At 64.0% G+C, this 17,652-nt stretch carries 17 protein-coding genes; 13 read left to right on the forward strand and 4 right to left on the reverse strand.

Annotated features, from left to right (window positions below; genetic code table 11):
• Positions 1–12: 12 nt before the first annotated feature.
• Positions 13–1,110 carry a cell division protein ZapE gene (zapE, locus tag CUJ89_RS08100; protein WP_114176868.1) on the forward strand — a complete coding sequence of 366 codons (1,098 nt, stop codon included), beginning with the start codon at positions 13–15 and terminating at the stop codon, positions 1,108–1,110.
• Positions 1,111–1,253: 143 nt separating this feature from the next.
• Positions 1,254–1,664 carry a transposase gene (locus tag CUJ89_RS08105; RefSeq protein ID WP_161556529.1) on the forward strand — a complete coding sequence of 137 codons (411 nt, stop codon included), beginning with the start codon at positions 1,254–1,256 and terminating at the stop codon, positions 1,662–1,664.
• 121 nt (positions 1,665–1,785) lie between these two features.
• Here CUJ89_RS08105 and CUJ89_RS08110 read toward each other — a convergent pair whose 3' ends face one another.
• From CUJ89_RS08110 to CUJ89_RS08125, 4 genes are all read right to left on the reverse strand, one after another.
• Complete coding sequence (locus tag CUJ89_RS08110; protein WP_114176870.1) at positions 1,786–2,247, reverse strand: DUF2147 domain-containing protein; 462 nt, start codon at positions 2,245–2,247, stop codon at positions 1,786–1,788.
• Positions 2,248–2,416: 169 nt separating this feature from the next.
• The gene (locus CUJ89_RS08115) at positions 2,417–4,102 is read right to left on the reverse strand and encodes a ShlB/FhaC/HecB family hemolysin secretion/activation protein (RefSeq protein WP_114176871.1); all 1,686 of its coding nucleotides are present in this window, start codon (positions 4,100–4,102) and stop codon (positions 2,417–2,419) included.
• 144 nt (positions 4,103–4,246) lie between these two features.
• Positions 4,247–5,671, reverse strand: coding sequence for a collagen-like triple helix repeat-containing protein (locus CUJ89_RS08120; protein WP_114176872.1), 1,425 nt, complete (start codon positions 5,669–5,671; stop codon positions 4,247–4,249).
• Positions 5,672–5,711: 40 nt separating this feature from the next.
• Positions 5,712–7,328 carry a collagen-like triple helix repeat-containing protein gene (locus CUJ89_RS08125; RefSeq protein ID WP_114176873.1) on the reverse strand — a complete coding sequence of 539 codons (1,617 nt, stop codon included), beginning with the start codon at positions 7,326–7,328 and terminating at the stop codon, positions 5,712–5,714.
• Positions 7,329–8,011: 683 nt separating this feature from the next.
• On the opposite strand from CUJ89_RS08125, the gene CUJ89_RS08135 reads away from it, so the two are divergent.
• The 11 genes from CUJ89_RS08135 (at position 8,012) to CUJ89_RS08185 (ending at position 17,622) form a co-directional block, all read left to right on the forward strand.
• Positions 8,012–8,239: a Flp family type IVb pilin gene (locus CUJ89_RS08135; protein WP_114176875.1), complete on the forward strand. Its 228-nt coding sequence runs from the start codon at positions 8,012–8,014 to the stop codon at positions 8,237–8,239.
• Between the two features lie 98 nt (positions 8,240–8,337).
• Positions 8,338–8,835, forward strand: a complete 498-nt coding sequence (locus CUJ89_RS08140; RefSeq protein WP_114178539.1) for a prepilin peptidase — start codon at positions 8,338–8,340, stop codon at positions 8,833–8,835.
• Complete coding sequence (locus tag CUJ89_RS08145; RefSeq protein WP_114176876.1) at positions 8,835–9,338, forward strand: TadE/TadG family type IV pilus assembly protein; 504 nt, start codon at positions 8,835–8,837, stop codon at positions 9,336–9,338. Before CUJ89_RS08140 ends, CUJ89_RS08145 begins: the two co-directional genes overlap by 1 nt.
• A gap of 71 nt (positions 9,339–9,409) precedes the next feature.
• On the forward strand, positions 9,410–10,345 hold the full coding sequence (gene cpaB, locus CUJ89_RS08150; protein WP_114176877.1) for a Flp pilus assembly protein CpaB: 936 nt from the start codon (positions 9,410–9,412) through the stop codon (positions 10,343–10,345).
• Between the two features lie 64 nt (positions 10,346–10,409).
• A complete protein-coding gene (locus tag CUJ89_RS08155) occupies positions 10,410–11,741 on the forward strand; it encodes a type II and III secretion system protein family protein (RefSeq protein WP_114176878.1) in 1,332 nt (443 codons plus the stop codon).
• Between the two features lie 60 nt (positions 11,742–11,801).
• Positions 11,802–13,076 carry a fimbrial protein gene (locus CUJ89_RS08160; protein WP_114178540.1) on the forward strand — a complete coding sequence of 425 codons (1,275 nt, stop codon included), beginning with the start codon at positions 11,802–11,804 and terminating at the stop codon, positions 13,074–13,076.
• A gap of 3 nt (positions 13,077–13,079) precedes the next feature.
• The gene (locus CUJ89_RS08165; protein WP_114176879.1) at positions 13,080–14,432 is read left to right on the forward strand and encodes a CpaF family protein; all 1,353 of its coding nucleotides are present in this window, start codon (positions 13,080–13,082) and stop codon (positions 14,430–14,432) included.
• Positions 14,425–15,417 carry a type II secretion system F family protein gene (locus CUJ89_RS08170; RefSeq protein WP_114176880.1) on the forward strand — a complete coding sequence of 331 codons (993 nt, stop codon included), beginning with the start codon at positions 14,425–14,427 and terminating at the stop codon, positions 15,415–15,417. The genes CUJ89_RS08165 and CUJ89_RS08170 overlap by 8 nt, the downstream gene beginning before the upstream one ends.
• A gap of 4 nt (positions 15,418–15,421) precedes the next feature.
• A complete protein-coding gene (locus tag CUJ89_RS08175; protein WP_114176881.1) occupies positions 15,422–16,414 on the forward strand; it encodes a type II secretion system F family protein in 993 nt (330 codons plus the stop codon).
• A gap of 18 nt (positions 16,415–16,432) precedes the next feature.
• On the forward strand, positions 16,433–17,275 hold the full coding sequence (locus CUJ89_RS08180; protein WP_114176882.1) for a tetratricopeptide repeat protein: 843 nt from the start codon (positions 16,433–16,435) through the stop codon (positions 17,273–17,275).
• Positions 17,272–17,622 (forward strand): DUF3613 domain-containing protein, encoded by a 351-nt coding sequence (locus CUJ89_RS08185; protein ID WP_415859039.1) that lies wholly within the window; start codon positions 17,272–17,274, stop codon positions 17,620–17,622. The genes CUJ89_RS08180 and CUJ89_RS08185 overlap by 4 nt, the downstream gene beginning before the upstream one ends.
• The last annotated feature ends 30 nt before the right edge of the window (positions 17,623–17,652 follow it).

The raw sequence follows: 17,652 nt of genomic DNA on the forward strand, positions 1-17,652 counted from the left end.
TTCCGGTTTGCCATGAACGTCATCGAATACTACACGCGCGAATTGACCACGCGCGGCTATCAGTCCGATCCCGCGCAGCGCGCGGCCGTCGATCGCCTGCAGTACTGTTTCGACGAGTGGGTCGAGTACAAGGCGCGCCGCTCGAACGCATTCAAGAAGCTCATCAATCATCCGGACCTGCCGCGCGGCATCTACATGTGGGGCGGCGTCGGTCGCGGCAAGAGCTTCCTGATGGACAGCTTCTACGCGGTCGTGCCCGTGCAGCGCAAGACGCGCCTGCATTTCCACGAATTCATGCGTGAAGTGCACCGCGAGCTCGAGGAGCTGAAAGGGCAGGCCGATCCGCTCGACGAACTCGCGCGGCGCATCGCGAAGCGCTATCGGCTGATCTGCTTCGACGAGTTCCACGTGTCGGACATCGCCGATGCGATGATCCTGTACCGTCTGCTCGATCGCCTGTTCAACAACGGCGTGCAGTTCGTGATGACGTCCAACTACGATCCCGATGACCTGTACCCGGACGGTCTGCATCGCGACCGCATGCTGCCGGCGATCGCGCTGATCAAGGACAGGCTCGACGTGCTCAACGTCGATGCGGGTGTCGACTATCGCCAGCGCACGCTCGCGCAGGTGAAGATGTATCACACGCCGCTCGGTGCGGATGCCGATCGCGAACTGCGCCATGCATTCGCGAAGCTTGCCGCGGTACCCGACGAGAGCCCGATCCTGCATATCGAGAAGCGCGAGCTGAAGGCGCTGCGCAAGGCGGACGGCGTCGTATGGTTCGACTTCGCGACGCTGTGCGGTGGCCCGCGTTCGCAGAACGACTATCTCGAACTCGCGAGCCGTTTCCATGCGATCGTGCTGTCGGAGGTGCCGCAGATGTCGCCACGGATGGCGTCCGAGGCGCGCCGCTTTACCTGGCTCATCGACGTGCTGTACGACCACAAGGTCAAGCTGCTGATGTCGGCAGCCGTGCCGGCGGAGGAGCTGTACGTCGAAGGCCCGATGGCCAACGAATTTGCGCGCACGGTATCGCGGATCGTCGAGATGCAGTCGAAGGAATATATTGAAACGCCGCGGCGTATTGTCGATACTTCGCTGACCTGATTGCGATTTCCGTCATTGGCGGGATTCAAACGTCAATTCCGGTCAAATTCATCGAATCTCGGGGTATTTTCGGATTTGTCTTATATTCATTGTTGAGGTGAGCCGATATCGTTGTGTCATGGTTACCAAGGCTGGAGATGTCCATGACACCGTATCGCGATCTGACCGAACACGAGTGGCGCTGCGTCGCGCCGCTTCTGCCCGAAATGCAACCGCGCACCGAGTTGCGCGGCCGGCCATTAGCCAATACGCGTGCCGTCCTGAACGGCGTGCTCTGGGTGATCTACAGCGGCGCAACGTGGTCAGCCATGCCGCGCCGTTACCCTTCGTATCAGACGTGCCATCGCCGCTTCAAGGTCTGGCATGAGACGGGCACGTTGATGAATATCATGCGTGAACTCTATGGCGACGCAGGCATGAATCTGTGCAACGAATTGTCCGCGCGGATGCGCAAGCACACGCAGTCGAAGGCGGCGGAGGCGCGTAGCAATGCAGCACCCGCGTATCGCGCACCGGGCGGCTATGCGCCGGATACGCTGAAGCACGCGGCGTGATGCCCGTCAGTTTTCACTACGTCCACTACGTCCACTACGCACGCACCAAAAGAAAATCGGCCTGACGACTTCGTCGCAGGCCGATTTTTCATTGAGCGCGCGCGTTTCAGCGCGTGCTGCGTTATTGCTGGCGAACCCAGGTCTGCGACCGGCCGAGCAGCGACACGCCGATATAGCCGCGCACGACGAGTTTCTGGCCGCCATCTTCAAGCGTCATCTTGCACTTGTAGACCTTGCCGTTCTCCGGGTCGAGAATGTTGCCGCCGTCCCAGTGGTCGCCTTCCTTCTTCATCGCCTTGATGATCGTCATGCCCTTGATGAGCTGATCCTTGCGCTCGTCCGTGCAGGCGGTGCAGCGGCGATCGGGCGTATCGTTCGCGCCGAGGCCCTTGACGACCGTGCCCGACAGCGAACCGTCGCCGCCTGCGGCGATTTGCACGAGTGCTTTCGGCTGATGGGTGTTGTCGTCGATCGTCTGCCACATGCCGATGGGATTGTCGGCTTGTGCGAACGTGGGTGCTGCGCAGGCGAGCAGTGCGCCGGCGACGGCGATCGCACGCAACGGGCGGGTCAGTTGAATCATTGTCGTCCTCCTTGTTTTGCATGTCGTGTTCGATTCGCCCGCACGACCGTCTGCATGGGGCGGGCATGTTGCGAGCTTCGCCAGAATACGTGAAACCGCACGCCACGTTTGATAGAGGGGGCTCTAATCCAAACAGCCCGCATGATGACGCGGGCTGTTTGGTGACCGATCAGTTGAGCTGATACGAGAATGCGGCGTTGATGCGCGGGCTGCGCGATGCGCTTTCGACGGGCGCATCGCCGACCGGCTTCGCGACGTTCAGGTCGAGACTGTAGAAACGGCTGTCCGTGAACCGCACGCCGATGCCGACCGACGACAGGCGGCTCGGCGACGGCGTGCCCGTGTGCAGGTACACGCGCGCCATGTCATACGCGATGTACGGCGTGACGGATTTCATATACGTCCAGCCCGGCGAGAAGCCGCGGTTGACCTCCAGCGACATCCCCCAGCCCGAGTCGCCCGACGTTTCGCCAGGCTGATAGCCGAGCGCGTAGCGGGTCGAGCCGAACGAGATCTGTTCGGACGTCGGCAGCGAGTCGGGACTGTATTGCCCGGTCAACGAAACCGACGTACCGATCCGGAACGGCCATTCGTTGGTTTGCGTGAAGGTCGCGCCGGTGCGGACGAAGGTCAGCGAAATCGGGTCGGCATAGGTCGTCGTGGTGCCGCCATTCGTGCCGATCTGCGATTTTGACGCACCGAGGATGTCGAATGCCTTGGCGACGTTGATGCTCAGTTTTCGCACCTGCTTCGGTTGGACACTCGTGTAGTCGAGTTGCAGTTGCATCACGCGAACTTGCGATCGATTATCGAGAGTCGCGCCGTTGATCTGGTTCTGGTAGCGGTCCTCGTTGTGCGACGCATAGCCCGACACGGTGCCGAGCAGGCTGCGCTGGTTGTTCAGCAACAACGGATAGGATGCCGAAAGACCGAGCTTCTCGTTTTTCACGGTGCGCTCGACGTATGACGGCAGGCCTGGGTTGTTGGTCGGCTTCCCGCGATAGGTGCTCGCGTCGAGGCGTGTAATCAGGCCGCTGCTGCCGACGGGCACCGCGCCGCTGAATGCGAAGTAGGTCTGCTTGTCACGTCCCGGCGGCGCCAGCGCGGAGATGCTCAGTTGCTCGCCGAACGACGTGAGGCCGTTCTCGGTTGCGGTGATGAGGCCCTGGACGCCCGGGTGGTTGAAGTCGATGCCGGTGCTGACGTTGAACGGCTTCCGGTCGACCGCGAGTTCGAGCGTCGTTGCGCCGTCGGTAGTTTGCGGCGGCGGTACATTCGCCTTCACCGTGAGGCCGGGCAGCAGGCCGAACGTGTTCACGTAGCGCTCGAACGTCGCGCGGCGCAGCGGGCGATCGGCCGTGATATGCGCGGCGATTGCGCGAATCTTCGATTCCATCGCACCGGGCTTGCCGGTGACCTTGACGTCCGACACATAGCCTTCGACAACCGTGACGCGCACGACGCCGTTCTCGAACGTCTGCGCGGGAACGAACGCGAACGACAGCGCGTAGCCGCGATCCTGGTACAGCTTCGTTACGCCGTTAGCGGTTTCGATCAACTGGCCGATCGTGATGTCCTTGCCGACGAGGGGTGTGAAGCGACGCGAGATTTCGTCGAACGGCACCGACTTCACGCCTTCGACCTGGAACGTCGTCGGCGTCAGGTGCCGCGACAGCAGCTCTTGCAGTTGCGGCGCCTGGGGTGCGACCTGCACGGTGACGTTCGGGCCTGTCTTCGGCGTGTTGATCTGGGGAAGGGAGTCTAGCGGGTTACCCGCGACGCGCGTTTGTGCGTGTGCCGTGCCTGCCGCTGCGATGGCGAGCAGCATCATCCATCTGTCGAGTCTGGATTTCATTGTTCTTCCTCGTAGGCCTTGCTTTTCGTCTTCTTTCTAATGCGGGCGCGCGACACCAGAGGGTCGCGCGCCGCGTGCCGCAATGCCGGTTGTATTTGTACGGCCGCACCCTCTGCTCCGGCTGCGAAGGTGCGACCGTCCTCCTTACTTGCCAACGCTACCCAGCGTGCCCAGTAATCCCGTTACCGGTGCCAGCAGGCCCGTCGAGCCGCCGCCCGACGATGCCGTACCCGAGACGCTGCCGACCAGCGACGTGACCGGCGCGAGCGGGCTCGAGCCCCCGGATCCTGCTGCACCGCCAACTGCGCCGGTGACAGTATTCAGCAAACCGGTGACGGGCGCGAGAGGGTTTGCACTGCCTGCGCCACCCGTTGCGCCGCCGAGCGTGCCCGTGACCGTCGACACGAGATTCGTGACGGGCGCGAGCGGGCCGCCGCTGCCACCTGCTGCGCCACTCAGTGCGCCGGTAACCGTCGAGACGAGGCCCGTGACCGGAGCGAGCGGGCCGCTGCCCGAGCCGCCCGTTGCGCCGCCAAGTGCGCCCGTGAGCGAGCCGAGCGGAGTCGAGCCGAGACCCGACAGCAGGCCGCCGAGCGGGTTCGTCGAACCGGAACCCGACGACGTGCCGCTCTGGACGCCAGCCGTCGAGCCGCCGACGAGGCTCGTGATCAGACCGGGGATCGGTGCCGCGCCGTTCGGGCCGTTCGGGTTGACGAGGCCGCCCGCGTTGGTCACGGTGTTGCCGACCGCGGTCACGAGCTGACCGACGTCGCCGACGAGCGGCTGGTTCGACGTGCTGCCGACCTGCTTGCCGGCCGAGCTGATCGCGCCACCGACCTGGCCGAGCAGGCCCGAGACGGGTTGGCCGAGGCCGGTCGTCGTGCCGACCTGTTGTGTGACCTGGCCGGCGGTGATCACGAGCGGCGTGATCGCCGAGCTGAGCGGCTGCGTAACCTGCTGCACGGCGCCCGACGACAGCGTCGAGCCGATCGTCGTACCGGCGGCCGTCAGGCCGTTGGCGACCGTGTCGAGCACGGTGCCGACCGGGGTCGTGACAGGCGCGAGCGGCGCGAGCGGGCCCGTGCCGAGCGCCTTGACCGTCGAGCTCAGGCCGGACACCGTGTTGCTCGTCGCGCCGACGACATTACCGAGACCGGCAACCGTCGTGCCGACCGGATCCTTCGTCGAGCCGATCTGTCCCAGCCCGTTGCTCACGGCATCGGCGGCCGCCCCGACGATCGTGCCGGTGCTGGAGAGCGTGCTGCCGACACCCTTCGTCACGCCGTCGCCGAGGCCAGGCAGGCTGATGTTGCCGACCGTGCTGCCGAGGTCGCTGGTCGTCTGGCCGACCGTGCTGACGACACCGGTGGTGCCGGTGGGCGTGCCGCTGGTGCCGCTCGTGCCAGGCGTGCCGCTCGTGCCGCTGGACGAGCCGCCGTTGCTGCTGGTCGGCGGCGAGCTGACGCCGCCGCCGCCGCAGGCGGCCAGCAGGCAGGCTGCGGCGAAGGCGGTGAGGGGCGCGCGCCACTGGCGCAGGGTGGCCGTCGTGAGAGAACGTTGCTGGGACATGATGGACTCCTCGCTGTCTTGTCGATGAATGGATACTGGTTTACTTGCCGTGCGTGCCGCCGAGCAGGCCGCCGATCAGCGACGTGACAGGTGCGAGCGGATTCGATGACGAGCCCGAGTTCGTGACGGCGCCCGTGCCGCCAGTCAGTGCGGGTGCGCCGACCGTGCTGGTGACCGTGGACACCGCGTTCGTTACCGGGGCGAGCGGGCTGCTGCCGCCTGCGCCGCTCGTCGCACCGCCGAGTGCGCCCGTGACTGCGCCGAGGAGACCCGTGACCGGCGCGAGCGGGCTGCCGCTCGTGCCGCCCGTTGCGCCGCCGAGCGCGCCCGTAACCGTGGAGACGAGGCCCGTGACCGGGGCGAGCGGGCCGCCGCTGCCGCCTGTTGCGCCACCCAGTGCGCCGGTAACCGTGGAGACGAGGCCCGTGACCGGGGCGAGCGGGCCGCTGCCGCCGCCCGTTGCGCCACCCAGTGCGCCAGTAACCGTGGAGACGAGGCCGGTGACCGGGGCGAGCGGGCCGCCGCTGCCGCCTGTTGCGCCACCCAGTGCGCCGGTGACCGTGGAGACGAGGCCCGTGAGCGGTGCGAGCGGGTTGGTCACGCCGCCGGTGCCGCCCGTGAGCAGGCCGCCGACGGTCTTCACGGTGTTGCCCGTCGACGAGACGGTGTTGCCGAGGCCCGTCGTGACAGGGTTGCCGCCCGTCGATGCGAGCAGGGCGCCGGCCTGGTTCAGGCCGTTGCCGACCGTGCCGAGCAGCGTGTTGACGGGCGCGCCGAGGCCGGTCGCCGAGCCGATCGTCTGGGTCGTCTGGCCAACCATCGTCGTGATCGGCGTGATGGCCGAACTGACCGTTTGCGTGACCTGCTGGATCGGACCGGTCGACAGCGCGTTGGCGAGGGTGGTGCCGCCGTTCGATACGGCGCCGCCGAGCGTCGACACGAGGCCGCCGACGGCACCCGTGACCGGCGCCAGCGGCGACAGCGGGCCACTGCCGAGGCTCGTGACCAGGTTGCCCGTCTGCGTGACTGCGCCGCCGAGCTGATTGACCACGCTGCCCGTGCTGGCGACCGTGGTGCCGATCGGATCCTTCGTCGCGCCGAGCTGGCCGAGACCGTTGCCGAGGCCGTTGCCGAGCGCGGTCACAGCGCCGCCGACGTTTTGCACGATGCCGCCCGCTGCCTGCGTGGTGGCCGGATTGACGCCCGGCAGCGACTGGCTGGCGATGACCGAGCCGAGGCCCGATACGGACGAGCCGATACCCGTGACGAGATTGCTGCCGCTTGCGAGGACCTGTCCCACCGCGTTCGACGACACACCCGAGGTGCCGCTCGTGCCGCTGGTCGTTCCACTCGTCGAGCCGCTGGTGCTGCCGCTCGTCGAACCGCTCGTGCTGCCGCTGGTCGAGCCGCTGGTGCTGCCCGACGTGCTGCCGCTCGTCGAACCCGACGTGCCGCCCGAGGTGCCGCCCGAGGTGCCGCCCGAGGTGCCGCCGCCCGACGTGGAGATCGAATCGCCGCCGCCCGAACTCGAGCCGCCGCCGAGGCCTTGGCTGATGGAGCCGGAGCCGCCGCACGCGGAGAGGGAAAGCATGGCTGCAACGGTGGCCGCGATCAGAGTCGTCCGGAACACGCCATGGGGGATAACCTTAATGTCCATTTTATCCTCGCGTTAAAAATGTGTTGTGAACTGCGTTGTGTTGAGTGGTGCGAGGACTACTCTGCAACTGTCGTGCCATTTCGATGCGCGACGGTTCGACAACAGGTTTTAAACGAGGCAATTCCTTGTCGGAAAAGGAAGTTATGGAAATTGAAAGATTGTTGAATTTGTTTAAGTGCAGGCGAATGAGAACGGTTTCGGCCGTTTCGTAACGTAACGTCACAACATTGGCGTTACGCGTGCGGCGTAACGTGGGGCCCACGCAGGCTTGGTGGACGCGGCAACTGTTTTACTGGTGGATTAGGTGTGCACATCTAACCTATCGTAAATCCTATGTGTAAGACGTACCGAAACGCCGTACAAATACGTCGTGCTTCTGGTCATTTTTTTCGATTCGAGTCGTTGAAAGAGGTTGGAAGTTAAATAGGATCGGATATAGAATCCGGAGAAGATGTAAGCAAATGTACGGTTCGGTACACAACGTTCGGGGAGGATCACTATCGCGAATGTTAACTTGTATCAAATTGTGAGACATGCCCTTCGGGGCGAACTATAAAGAAAGCGCACCCGGTTGTCGTTACAGAAGATGTGGCGAACGATATGGGGCAACACGGCCAGATATGCGGGGACGTAGAACGTATAAAAGGCCAAAAAAACGTACGTACAGGCACGAGGAATAAAAAATGAAAGCAATCATCAAGCGTTTCTTCAAGGAAGAAAACGGGGTTACCGCGATCGAGTACGGGCTGATCGCGGGTCTCATTGCAGTTGCCATCATTGCTGGAGCCTCATCGATAGGCACTAATCTCAGCAGCACCTTCTCGAAAATCGGAACCTGTGTATCGTCGCCGAGCAGCACGTGCTGGTCCGGCTCGGGCTCCGGCACGGGTACGACGACCACTACTGGCTGATAAAAAGCACCGGTTCTGAATATCGTCTTGCGGCTGCGCGGCGGACGAATTGTTGACACAATTCGTCCGCTGTCTTGGTCGGGGTGAATCGCGACGTGATGGCTCGTCTTATCTTCATCGGGGCATTCCTGGGCTGGGCGGCATTTGTCGCAGCTAGCGATATCCGCTTCCGGCGTATTCGAAACTCGCTCGTCATCGCGGGGTTGGTCTGCGCATTGGTAGGGGCGACCATCGGTAGAAATCCCTTCGGAATTTCGCTGGCTCAATCACTGGTGGGTGCGACTGTGGGGCTCGTTTGCTTTTTCCCCTTCTTCGCATTGCGCGTAATGGGCGCAGCAGACGTCAAGGTGTTCGCCGTGCTGGGCGCGTGGTGTGGCATGCAAGCGTTACTGTGGCTCTGGATTATCGCGAGCCTTGCCGCCGGCCTGCACGCGCTCTGGCTGATGCTTCGGTCTCGGACTTCGGTCGTCGCGCTGTACGCGCGTGACACACCCGCGATGACGCTCGGAGGCCGCCGAGCGACGCCTTATGCGGCGTTTCTCGTGATGCCCGCGGTTGTGTGGCTTCTGCACCTTGTGTATGTGAGGGGATTGTGATGGCTCGATGGACGCAAGCGCGCCAGCCGTCCGCATGGCGGCGGCAACGGGGAGTGGCGGCGGTCGAGTTCGCTATCGTATTTCCTTTGTTTTTCCTGATTGCATACGCGATCGTCACGTTCGGGATGATTTTCATCATCCAGCAAAGCCTGACATTCGCGGCATCCGAAGGCGCGCGCGCCGCGTTGAACTATACGTCGGCGCCGTGCGACCGACTGCAGGTCAATGCGCGGAATGCCGTGACGCAAGCGTTGGCTGGCGCGCCGTGGTCGCAGAACGTCAATTTCGCCGCACAGGCTTTGACCTCTGCGCCTGCGCCGGCATCAACGCCCGGCGTGACCTGTGGTGTGACATTCGCATCGACGTCCACATCCGCATTCAACGTGATGGTAACGACGACATATTCATACGCGGCGAATCCGCTGATTCCCTGGATATTCATATTCAATGCGCCGCAGTTGCAGAGTAGTGCGACCGTGCAGGTTCAGCCAAGCATGCTTTGAATCGCACACCGAATGTAATCGCCCGACCGTTGTTACGCACCAGAACCTGATTCCGGCATTCCCATATCAACATGGCCAACAATCTGACAAAAATCATCGCGGGGTTGCTGATTGCGCTCGCTGTTCTGCTCGGAATCTATGCATGGATGCTTGGGCGCAGTACGTCTCGTCCCGTCCCTGCGCAACAGGCCGTCGCTGCGAACCCGGTGTCGGTGGTAATCGCGACGCGCACGCTGCCGGTCGGTCAGCCGATTGCTGCCGATGCGTTGAAGGTCCAACCGACCGCCCCCGCCCCTGCAGGCGCGTTTGCCGATCCGGCCACCGTGATCGGTCGCATTCCTGCGAGGGACATCCCAGCGTCGACCCCGATCGTTTCGGACGCACTTGTGTCCGGGCTCGCCGAAGACGTTCAGCCGGGCGAGCGCGCGATTGCGGTTCGCGTCGACGAGACCAATGCGGTCGGCAACCGCCTGCGGCCAGGCAACTTCGTCGACGTATTCGTGAACCTGAAGCGTGAAGGGGGCGGCACGATGCTCGACGGCGAAGTTTCGCAGACGCAAGCGCGGCTCCTGATGTCGAAGGTTCGCGTGCTGTCGTTCGGCGACGCGACGCCGGAGCGCGACAGCGGCAGCAACACGAACGGCAATAACGGTCAGCCGAGCAACACGCGCATCGCGGTACTCGCGGTACCGACCGCGCAGGTCGATGCACTGACACTCGGCGAGACGAGCGGCCGACTGACGCTCGCGCTGCGTAATCCGCGCGACGATGAGCTTGCGACGCAGACGGTGGCGGTGCGCACGGACAACAAGCTGTCGCCGTCGGCGCTTGCCGCAGCCGGTGTATCGCTGCAGCAGCTGTCCGGCACGCCGAGGACTGCGGTGGCCAACGTGAATGTGCCGCCGCTGCCATCGCGCCTGCAGCCGGCGATGCGGTCCGGCGGAAGCGGAGGCGGGGGCAGCATCGAGGTGATCCGCGGCGGCCGGTCGGAAACGGTTGCATATTGAACAACATCGATGGCCATCGATATCAGCGACGACAAGTAAAGGCCGTGCGACGGTCCAACAAACAATGAAAAACACACTGACTGCATTCGCGATTGCTCTCTGGGCCCTGACATTCGCCTCAATTGCAAGCGCGAGCGGCACGATCGAGCTCGCGGTCGGCGCGCAGCGGCAGATTTCCGCCGGCCGCGCGCTGCAGCGAATCGCGGTCGGCGATCCGGCGATCGCCGATGTGCTGATCATGAAGGGCAGTCGTTCCGGTTCCGTGCTGCTGACCGCGAAAGCGCCAGGCGCGACGAACGTGATGTTGTGGGAACGCGGGCGCGACGAGCCGACGGTCTGGAACGTTGAAGTCGTCGACGCGGCTGCGCATGCGGTGCTTGACGGTTCGACCCCGCAGGTGAAAGCGTACGGCGGGACGTCGGTGTTGCGAGGGGCGGCGACCTCGCTCGACGCTCACCAACGGGCCGTGGCGGTCGCCAAGAACATGAGCCCGAAAGGCACGGTGATCGATCGGTCGACGCTGGCTGGCAAGAACGTGGTGCAGGTCGACGTGCGAGTGGTCGAATTCAGTCGCTCGGTGCTCAAGCAGGTGGGGTTCAACTTCTTCAAGCAGAGCAATGGCTTTTCGTTCGGCTCGTTCTCGCCGGGCGGTGTGCAGTCGTATAACGGCGGATCAGGTCCGGGCACGGGAGGGTACATTCCGACGCTTGGTGCACCAGTTGCGTCTGCATTTAATCTGGTTGTGAACGCGGCGGGACGCGGTATCTTCGCCGATCTGTCGTTGCTCGAAGCGAACAACCTTGCCCGCGTGCTCGCGGAACCGACTCTCGTAGCGCTGTCCGGCCAGAGCGCCAGCTTCCTCGCTGGTGGCGAGATTCCGGTGCCGTCGCCGCAGGGGCTCGGTTCGACCGCGATCCAGTGGAAGCAATACGGCGTCGGGCTGTCGCTGACCCCGACGGTGCTGAGCCCGAACCGGATCGCGCTGAAGGTCGCGCCGGAATCAAGTCAGCTCGACTTCGTGAACAGCGTGACGATCAGCGGCGTCGCCGTGCCGGGCATCACGACGCGTCGTGCTGATACGACGGTCGAACTCGGCGACGGTGAGAGCTTCGTGATCGGCGGCCTGATCGACCGCCAGACGATGTCGAACGTGAGCAAGGTGCCGCTGCTCGGCGATCTGCCTATCATCGGTACGTTTTTCAAGAACCTGAATTACCAGCAGAACGACAAGGAGTTGCTGATTATCGTGACGCCGCATCTCGTCGCACCGATCGCGAAGGGGGCGGTACTGCCGGCCACGCCCGGCGAGTTGTCCGAGCAGCGTGACGGGCCGGTCTGGCGATCCTATCTCGGCGGCGCGGCGTCGCCAGATGCAGCGCCGGGGTTTTCGAAATGAATTTAAAGCATTGCGCGTTGCGGTACATCGCTACGCCTTGCGTAATCGGGGGTGTTCGACATGAATGCACGAATCCAATCATTGTGTGAACCCGCCGTGACCGACTACTTTGTTTGTGCATCGCAGAAGGAAGCGCATGTGCGCTGGCTGGCCGACACCCTGGTGTCGGCCGGTGCGGTCGAGGCCGCCTCGCTGGAGCCGGGTGTGCTCGCACAACGCATCACGGGGCTCAATCCGGCGCTTGTCTTCATCGATTTCTCCGAACGCAGCGAAGCAGCGAGCGTCGCTGCCGCCACGGTGCGCGCTGCGCATCCGGGCCTGCCGATCGTTGCGCTCGGCTCGCTCGCGCAGCCGGAGAGCACGCTTGCGGCGCTGCGTGCGGGCGTGCGCGATTTCATCGACGTGTCGGCATCGGCCGAGGACGCGCTGCGCACAACGCGTGGATTGCTGTCGCACGTCAGCGAGCCGGCGAGCCGCCACGGCAAGGTCGTCGCGCTGCTTGGCGCGCGCGCTGGCATGGGCGTGAGCACGCTCGCCGCAAATCTTGCCGTGTGGTTGCAGAAGCGTGCGCTCGGCCCGGGCGCGGCGGGTGTTCCGGATGGCGGCGCACCGGCCGGACGTCAAACCGCACTGATCGATCTGGGACTGCCCGCCGGCGATGGTGCGCTGTTCCTGAATACGCGCTGCGAATTCCATTTCATCGATGCTGTGCAGAATCTGCGCCGCATCGACCGCACGTTCGTGAACACCGCGCTCACGCGGCATCAGAGCGGCGTCGCACTGACGACGCTGCCGCCGGATCTCGGCGGGCTGCGCGATGTGTCGTATGCGTCATGCGTTGGTTTGCTGAACCGCTTTCGCGCGTTCTTCGACCAGCAGGTCGTCGATCTCGGCGGGTTCTCGAATCGCGAGTTCGTCACGCAGATCGCGGCATCGGCCGACGAGGCGTGGCTTGTCTGCGATCAGGGCGTCGCATCGATCGTGTCGGCGGCTGACCTGCTCACCGGGCTGCGCGATGCGGGCGTCGATACCGACCGCGTCAAGCTCGTGGTCAACCAGTACGATTCCGCGCTGGATCTGATGCCCGGGCAGATCGCCGAGCGTCTCGGGTTGTCGCTGGTCGGCACCTTGCCCGCGCGTCGCGTCGCGATCGGCCATGCCGCGAACCAGGGACGGCTCATTGTCGATGCGGCGGAGCGCGATCCGTATGTGCGCGCACTCGAATCCCTTGCCGCGCGGCTGCCTGGCGTATCGGGCATGGCGGGCGCGTCACGCGCCGCGCCGGGCCTGTCCGCGCTCAAACGTTTCATTCAACCCTCGTCCAAGCGGTCGTAACCGATGGCACACGACATTCAATTCGCCGACGGCGCAGCGCCGTTCTCCCAGACGCAGCAATTCCACGACATCAAGAATGCCGCGCACGAGCACTTGCTGACGCGCATCGAAGAACTGGGCGCCGAGTTCGGCCGTTGGTCCCGCCAGGCGATCAACCAGTTCGTCGATCTCGAAATCGACAGCTTCGTGCGCCTGCGCCGCATTCCGCTTAACGAGACCGAGGTGCGTGCGATTGCCGAGGCGCTGACGAAGGAACTCGCGGGCTTCGGGCCGATCGAGGACCTGCTCGCGGACCCGGCTGTCGAGGACATCCTGATCAACGGCTACAACGACGTGTATGTATCGCGTCACGGGATCCTCGCGAAACTGCCGGTACGCTTCACCGACAACGCGCACCTGCTGCGGATCGTGCGGCGGATTCTCGCGCCGATCGGCCGCCGTCTCGACGAGTCGAACCCGATGGTCGATGCGCGGCTGCCCGATGGCGGCCGCGTGAACGTTGTGATCGAGCCGCTGTCGATCGACGGCCCGGTTGTATCGATCCGGAAATTCCGTAAGGATCCGCTGAAGCCGTCCGACCTGCTCGGCAACGGGACGTTCAACGAAGAGATCAACACGCTGCTCCAGGCGGCGGTCGAGGCACGCTGCAATATTCTCGTGTCGGGCGGCACGAGTTCCGGCAAGACGTCGTTGCTCAACGCGCTCGCGTTCCACATTCCGGAAATCGAACGTGTCGTGACGATCGAGGATACGGCCGAACTGTCGCTGAACCACCCGCACGTCGTGCGGCTCGAAAGCCGGCCGGGCGGCTTCGACGGCACCGGCGTCGTGTCGATTCGCGACCTTCTGCGCAATACACTGCGGATGCGCCCGGACAGGATCATCGTCGGCGAAGTTCGCGGCGGTGAGGTGCTCGAAATGCTGCAGGCCATGAACACGGGCCACGACGGCTCGATGGGCACCGTTCACGCGAGTTCGCCGCGCGAGTGCCTGTACCGTCTCGAGATGCTGGCCGGTTTCGCGGGCTTCCAGGGTACCGAGTCGAGCTTGCGTCGCCAGATCGCGAACGCGATCGACTTCATCGTGCAGATCGGGCGGCTGTCGAACGGGCGGCGCCGGATTCTGTCGGTTACCGAAGTCACCGGCCTGTCCGACAACATCATCGCGACGCAGGAACTCTATCGCTACGAAGCGCGCGTGACGCCGGAGGGCGAGGAAGTCGATCACTGGGAATCGCTCGGCATCCATCCGCATTCGCCGAAGCTCGCGCGTTTCCGCCAGACGTTGACGAACAGCGGTTTCGGCGGCGGCTTTGGGGGCGGCGGTTTCGGCCGCGGCGGGGGCTTCAATGTATAGCGCGATGATCTGGTTGCTCGCGGTCGCGATGGTGTGCGTTGCATCGGCACTGATGCTGTGGCGACATGCGGAAACCCGGCGCGTGCGGACCGATGCGAAGCGCTTCATCGACAGCCGGCTCGAACCCGGTGCACGCGCGGCAGCGTCGGCTGTGAGACCCGCGGCACCTGCTGCGTCGCGTGCTGTGCAGTCGTCCGGTGCCGCGCACAGTGTGATGTCAGGCGCGTTCTGGGCGCACTGGTATGCAGTGGCGACTGAGTATCTGACGAACCTCGTGAGCCGCGCAGGGATCGAGGGCGCGCGTGGCAAAGCGATCGCCGCGTTGTCCGTCCTGGTCGTGATTGCAGCATTCGCAGGCAGCCACGGCGGCGCGCTTGCGTGTTTCGCGGCGCTCGTCTGCGGGAGCGCGATTTTTGGCATCTGGCTCACATCGCGAATCCAGCGGCGGCGGCTGAAAATCGTGCGGCAAATCCCGTCGTTTCTCGACGGGATTGTGCGACTGGTGACGCTTGGCAACAGCGTACCGGCCGCATTTCAGGCCGCGCTGCTGACGACGGAGGAACCGCTGCGGGCGTGCCTCGATCATGTGTCCCGGATGCTGCGTACGGGTGTCGAGATCGATCGCGCGATGCTTCATATCGCGAAGATCTACCGGGCGCAAGAATTCGAATTGCTCGGGTCGGTGCTGCGGTTATCGGTCAAATATGGCGGGCGCGCGGACGTGATGCTCGAACGCATGGCCGTGTTCATGCGTGACCTTGAGCAGGCGGAGCGCGAGCTGACGGCGATGTCGGCGGAGACGCGGCTGTCGGCGTTCGTGCTCGTGATGCTGCCGATCGGGATCGGCAGCTTTGTCGTGATGACCAATCCGAAGTACCTGGAAGGAATGTGGATCGATCCGGGCGGCCGAATTCTCCTCATCTTTGCATTCCTGATGCAGGTTGCGGGTAGCGTGTGGTTGTATCGAATGGCTCGACTCAGGTGATGCGATGACAGCAACTCAGATCGGATCGGTCGCTCTAGCGCTCGGCGCGCTCGGCGTGCTGTTGTTTGGAATGATCGCGTTGCTGCGTGCGAGCGCCGCGTCGCGTGCCGAACGTGCGCTGGCCGATGCGCTCGACCAGCGCATGGCAGCGCTGGAAGTGGCCAAGGGGCGGACCGTGACGGAGGATAATGCTGCCGCGAAACCGAACCCGCGCGGCCGCCAGCGCGTCGAGCGCATGCTCGCACGATTGTCGGCAGCAGGGATGCGCTGGCTCGACACCGGGCTCGGCAAGCACATTGTCGCGGAAGAGGATCGTCGTCTGCTCGAGCAATGCGGCTACATCGACACACGCACGCGCGGGTTGTTCCTGAGCGCGCGGATCGCGTGCGGGATCGGGGTGCCGCTTCTGTTCGCGATATTCGCCAGCGGACGAATGAAGGGCGGATACTGGATGATCGGCATGTTCGCCGCATTCGCGCTCGGTTTCATGCTGCCGAAACTTTACGTGCAGCGCCGTGCCGCCGCGCGTCGCCAGAGCGTCGTCGATGAACTGCCGCTGTTCGTGGACATGTTGCGTTTGTTGCAGGGAGTTGGGTTGTCGCTGGATCAAAGCCTGCAGGTCGTGACCAACGATTTTCGCGGGATGATGCCCGTACTGTCGTCGGAGGTTGGCATCGCGCAGCGTCAGTTCGCGGCGGGCCGCACGCGCGAGCAGTCGATGCAACGATTGTCGGGCGGGTTCGACAACGAGGACTTGCGCGCGATTGCGCGGCTGATGGTGCAGGTCGACAAGCACGGCGGCGCGGTACAGGAGCCGCTCAAGCAGTTTGGTGACCGACTGCGCGAGACGCGCCGTGCCATGCTTCGCGAGCGAATAGGTCGATTGACCGTGAAGATGACGGGTGTGATGGTCCTGACGCTGTTGCCCGCACTGCTGATCGTGACGGCCGGACCCGGGTTTCTGGCAGTGATGCATGCGCTGTCGGCGCATCATTGATGGGTGGAAGGAAAGACGATGAAGCGGATCAGCAGGATGGCGATGCACGCAAGTATCGCGACAACGGTGCTGCTGCTTGGCGCATGCGCAACCAAGGAAAGCGGGTACGGCATCGGTGCACAGACCGAACGCGCGGCGCTGATTCAGGCGGCTGACCAGAAACAAGCGGTGCCGGATACACCCGCGATGTATCTCGGGCTGATCCAGCGGATGCAGGCACAGGGTCTCTATTATGCGTCGCTCGCGCACATCGACGCTTACGACAAGGCGTACGGCGTGTCGCCGGATACGATCTTGCTGCGCGCGGACGCACTTCGGATGACTGACCAGCCGGCCGCCAGCGCGGCTGCATATACGCAGTTGCTCAAGACGCCGCTCGCCGCTCGCGGTTACCGGGGACTTGGGTTGATCGCCGGTGCGGCCGGCGATTTCGGTCAGGCGGTACAGGCACTGACACAGGCGTCGGAGCTCGCGCCGACCGACGCATCGCTGCTGTCCGATCTCGCGTATGCGAAATTGCGCAACGGCGATGTGGTCGGCGCGCGGGTGCCGCTGATGAAGGCGGCGGAACTTGACCAGCGCAATCCGAAGATCGTCAGCAATCTCGCACTGTATCTGCTCGCGGCGGGGCGCGCGCAGGACGCGCAGCGGCTGATGAACCAGCAGCATCTGCCGGCGGATATCCGCAAGGACATCAGTAGCGATGCTGCGAAAATTGCGGCCGCGGCACGTGTGCAACAGCGTGCGGTTGCGACGCCACCGGTGGTGTCGCGGCACGCCGCGACCGCGCCAATCACGCCGATGGCAAACAATTTCGGCTATGACCAGACCGTGCCGCTGCTGCAACGGTTTGCACAATGAACGGACAGGCGGGGAACGACATGAATAATAAACATTACCGGAACGCGCTTGCGGGTCGAATCGCGGTGCTGGGCGCGATCATGGCTATGGCAATGGGTACCATAACCGCGCAGGCGCAACAGAGAACGGCACCGGCCGTATCCGACGTCGACCGTTCGACGAAAGAGTGGCTCTCGATGCAGCGGGACAACCGTGCGGCGGCACCGACGCAGCCAATGCTCGGCGACGTCGCGTCGCTCGTCTACCAGCGCTATCTCGATTCGTTCAAGAACAAGATTCCGGAGTCGATGAGCACGCAGCTTGGTTCGTCCGCCGGCATGTCCGGTAGTGGGCAGGGCACGCAGTAAGCGAGATGACGATGCGCGCAGATCAACCAT

The sequence above is a fragment of the Burkholderia pyrrocinia genome (genome assembly GCF_003330765.1).
GTDB lineage: Bacteria > Pseudomonadota > Gammaproteobacteria > Burkholderiales > Burkholderiaceae > Burkholderia > Burkholderia pyrrocinia_B.

Excerpts from the sequence above, each read along its gene's own strand:
- zapE (WP_114176868.1), top strand. The coding sequence starts at position 13 with ATGAACGTCATCGAATACTACACGCGCGAATTGACCACGCGCGGCTAT.
- CUJ89_RS08105 (WP_161556529.1), top strand. The coding sequence starts at position 1,254 with ATGACACCGTATCGCGATCTGACCGAACACGAGTGGCGCTGCGTCGCG.
- CUJ89_RS08110 (WP_114176870.1), bottom strand. The coding sequence starts at position 2,247 with ATGATTCAACTGACCCGCCCGTTGCGTGCGATCGCCGTCGCCGGCGCA.
- CUJ89_RS08115 (WP_114176871.1), bottom strand. The coding sequence starts at position 4,102 with ATGAAATCCAGACTCGACAGATGGATGATGCTGCTCGCCATCGCAGCG.
- CUJ89_RS08120 (WP_114176872.1), bottom strand. The coding sequence starts at position 5,671 with ATGTCCCAGCAACGTTCTCTCACGACGGCCACCCTGCGCCAGTGGCGC.
- CUJ89_RS08125 (WP_114176873.1), bottom strand. The coding sequence starts at position 7,328 with ATGGACATTAAGGTTATCCCCCATGGCGTGTTCCGGACGACTCTGATC.
- CUJ89_RS08135 (WP_114176875.1), top strand. The coding sequence starts at position 8,012 with ATGAAAGCAATCATCAAGCGTTTCTTCAAGGAAGAAAACGGGGTTACC.
- CUJ89_RS08140 (WP_114178539.1), top strand. The coding sequence starts at position 8,338 with ATGGCTCGTCTTATCTTCATCGGGGCATTCCTGGGCTGGGCGGCATTT.
- CUJ89_RS08145 (WP_114176876.1), top strand. The coding sequence starts at position 8,835 with ATGGCTCGATGGACGCAAGCGCGCCAGCCGTCCGCATGGCGGCGGCAA.
- cpaB (WP_114176877.1), top strand. The coding sequence starts at position 9,410 with ATGGCCAACAATCTGACAAAAATCATCGCGGGGTTGCTGATTGCGCTC.
- CUJ89_RS08155 (WP_114176878.1), top strand. The coding sequence starts at position 10,410 with ATGAAAAACACACTGACTGCATTCGCGATTGCTCTCTGGGCCCTGACA.
- CUJ89_RS08160 (WP_114178540.1), top strand. The coding sequence starts at position 11,802 with ATGAATGCACGAATCCAATCATTGTGTGAACCCGCCGTGACCGACTAC.
- CUJ89_RS08165 (WP_114176879.1), top strand. The coding sequence starts at position 13,080 with ATGGCACACGACATTCAATTCGCCGACGGCGCAGCGCCGTTCTCCCAG.
- CUJ89_RS08170 (WP_114176880.1), top strand. The coding sequence starts at position 14,425 with ATGTATAGCGCGATGATCTGGTTGCTCGCGGTCGCGATGGTGTGCGTT.
- CUJ89_RS08175 (WP_114176881.1), top strand. The coding sequence starts at position 15,422 with ATGACAGCAACTCAGATCGGATCGGTCGCTCTAGCGCTCGGCGCGCTC.
- CUJ89_RS08180 (WP_114176882.1), top strand. The coding sequence starts at position 16,433 with ATGAAGCGGATCAGCAGGATGGCGATGCACGCAAGTATCGCGACAACG.
- CUJ89_RS08185 (WP_415859039.1), top strand. The coding sequence starts at position 17,272 with ATGAACGGACAGGCGGGGAACGACATGAATAATAAACATTACCGGAAC.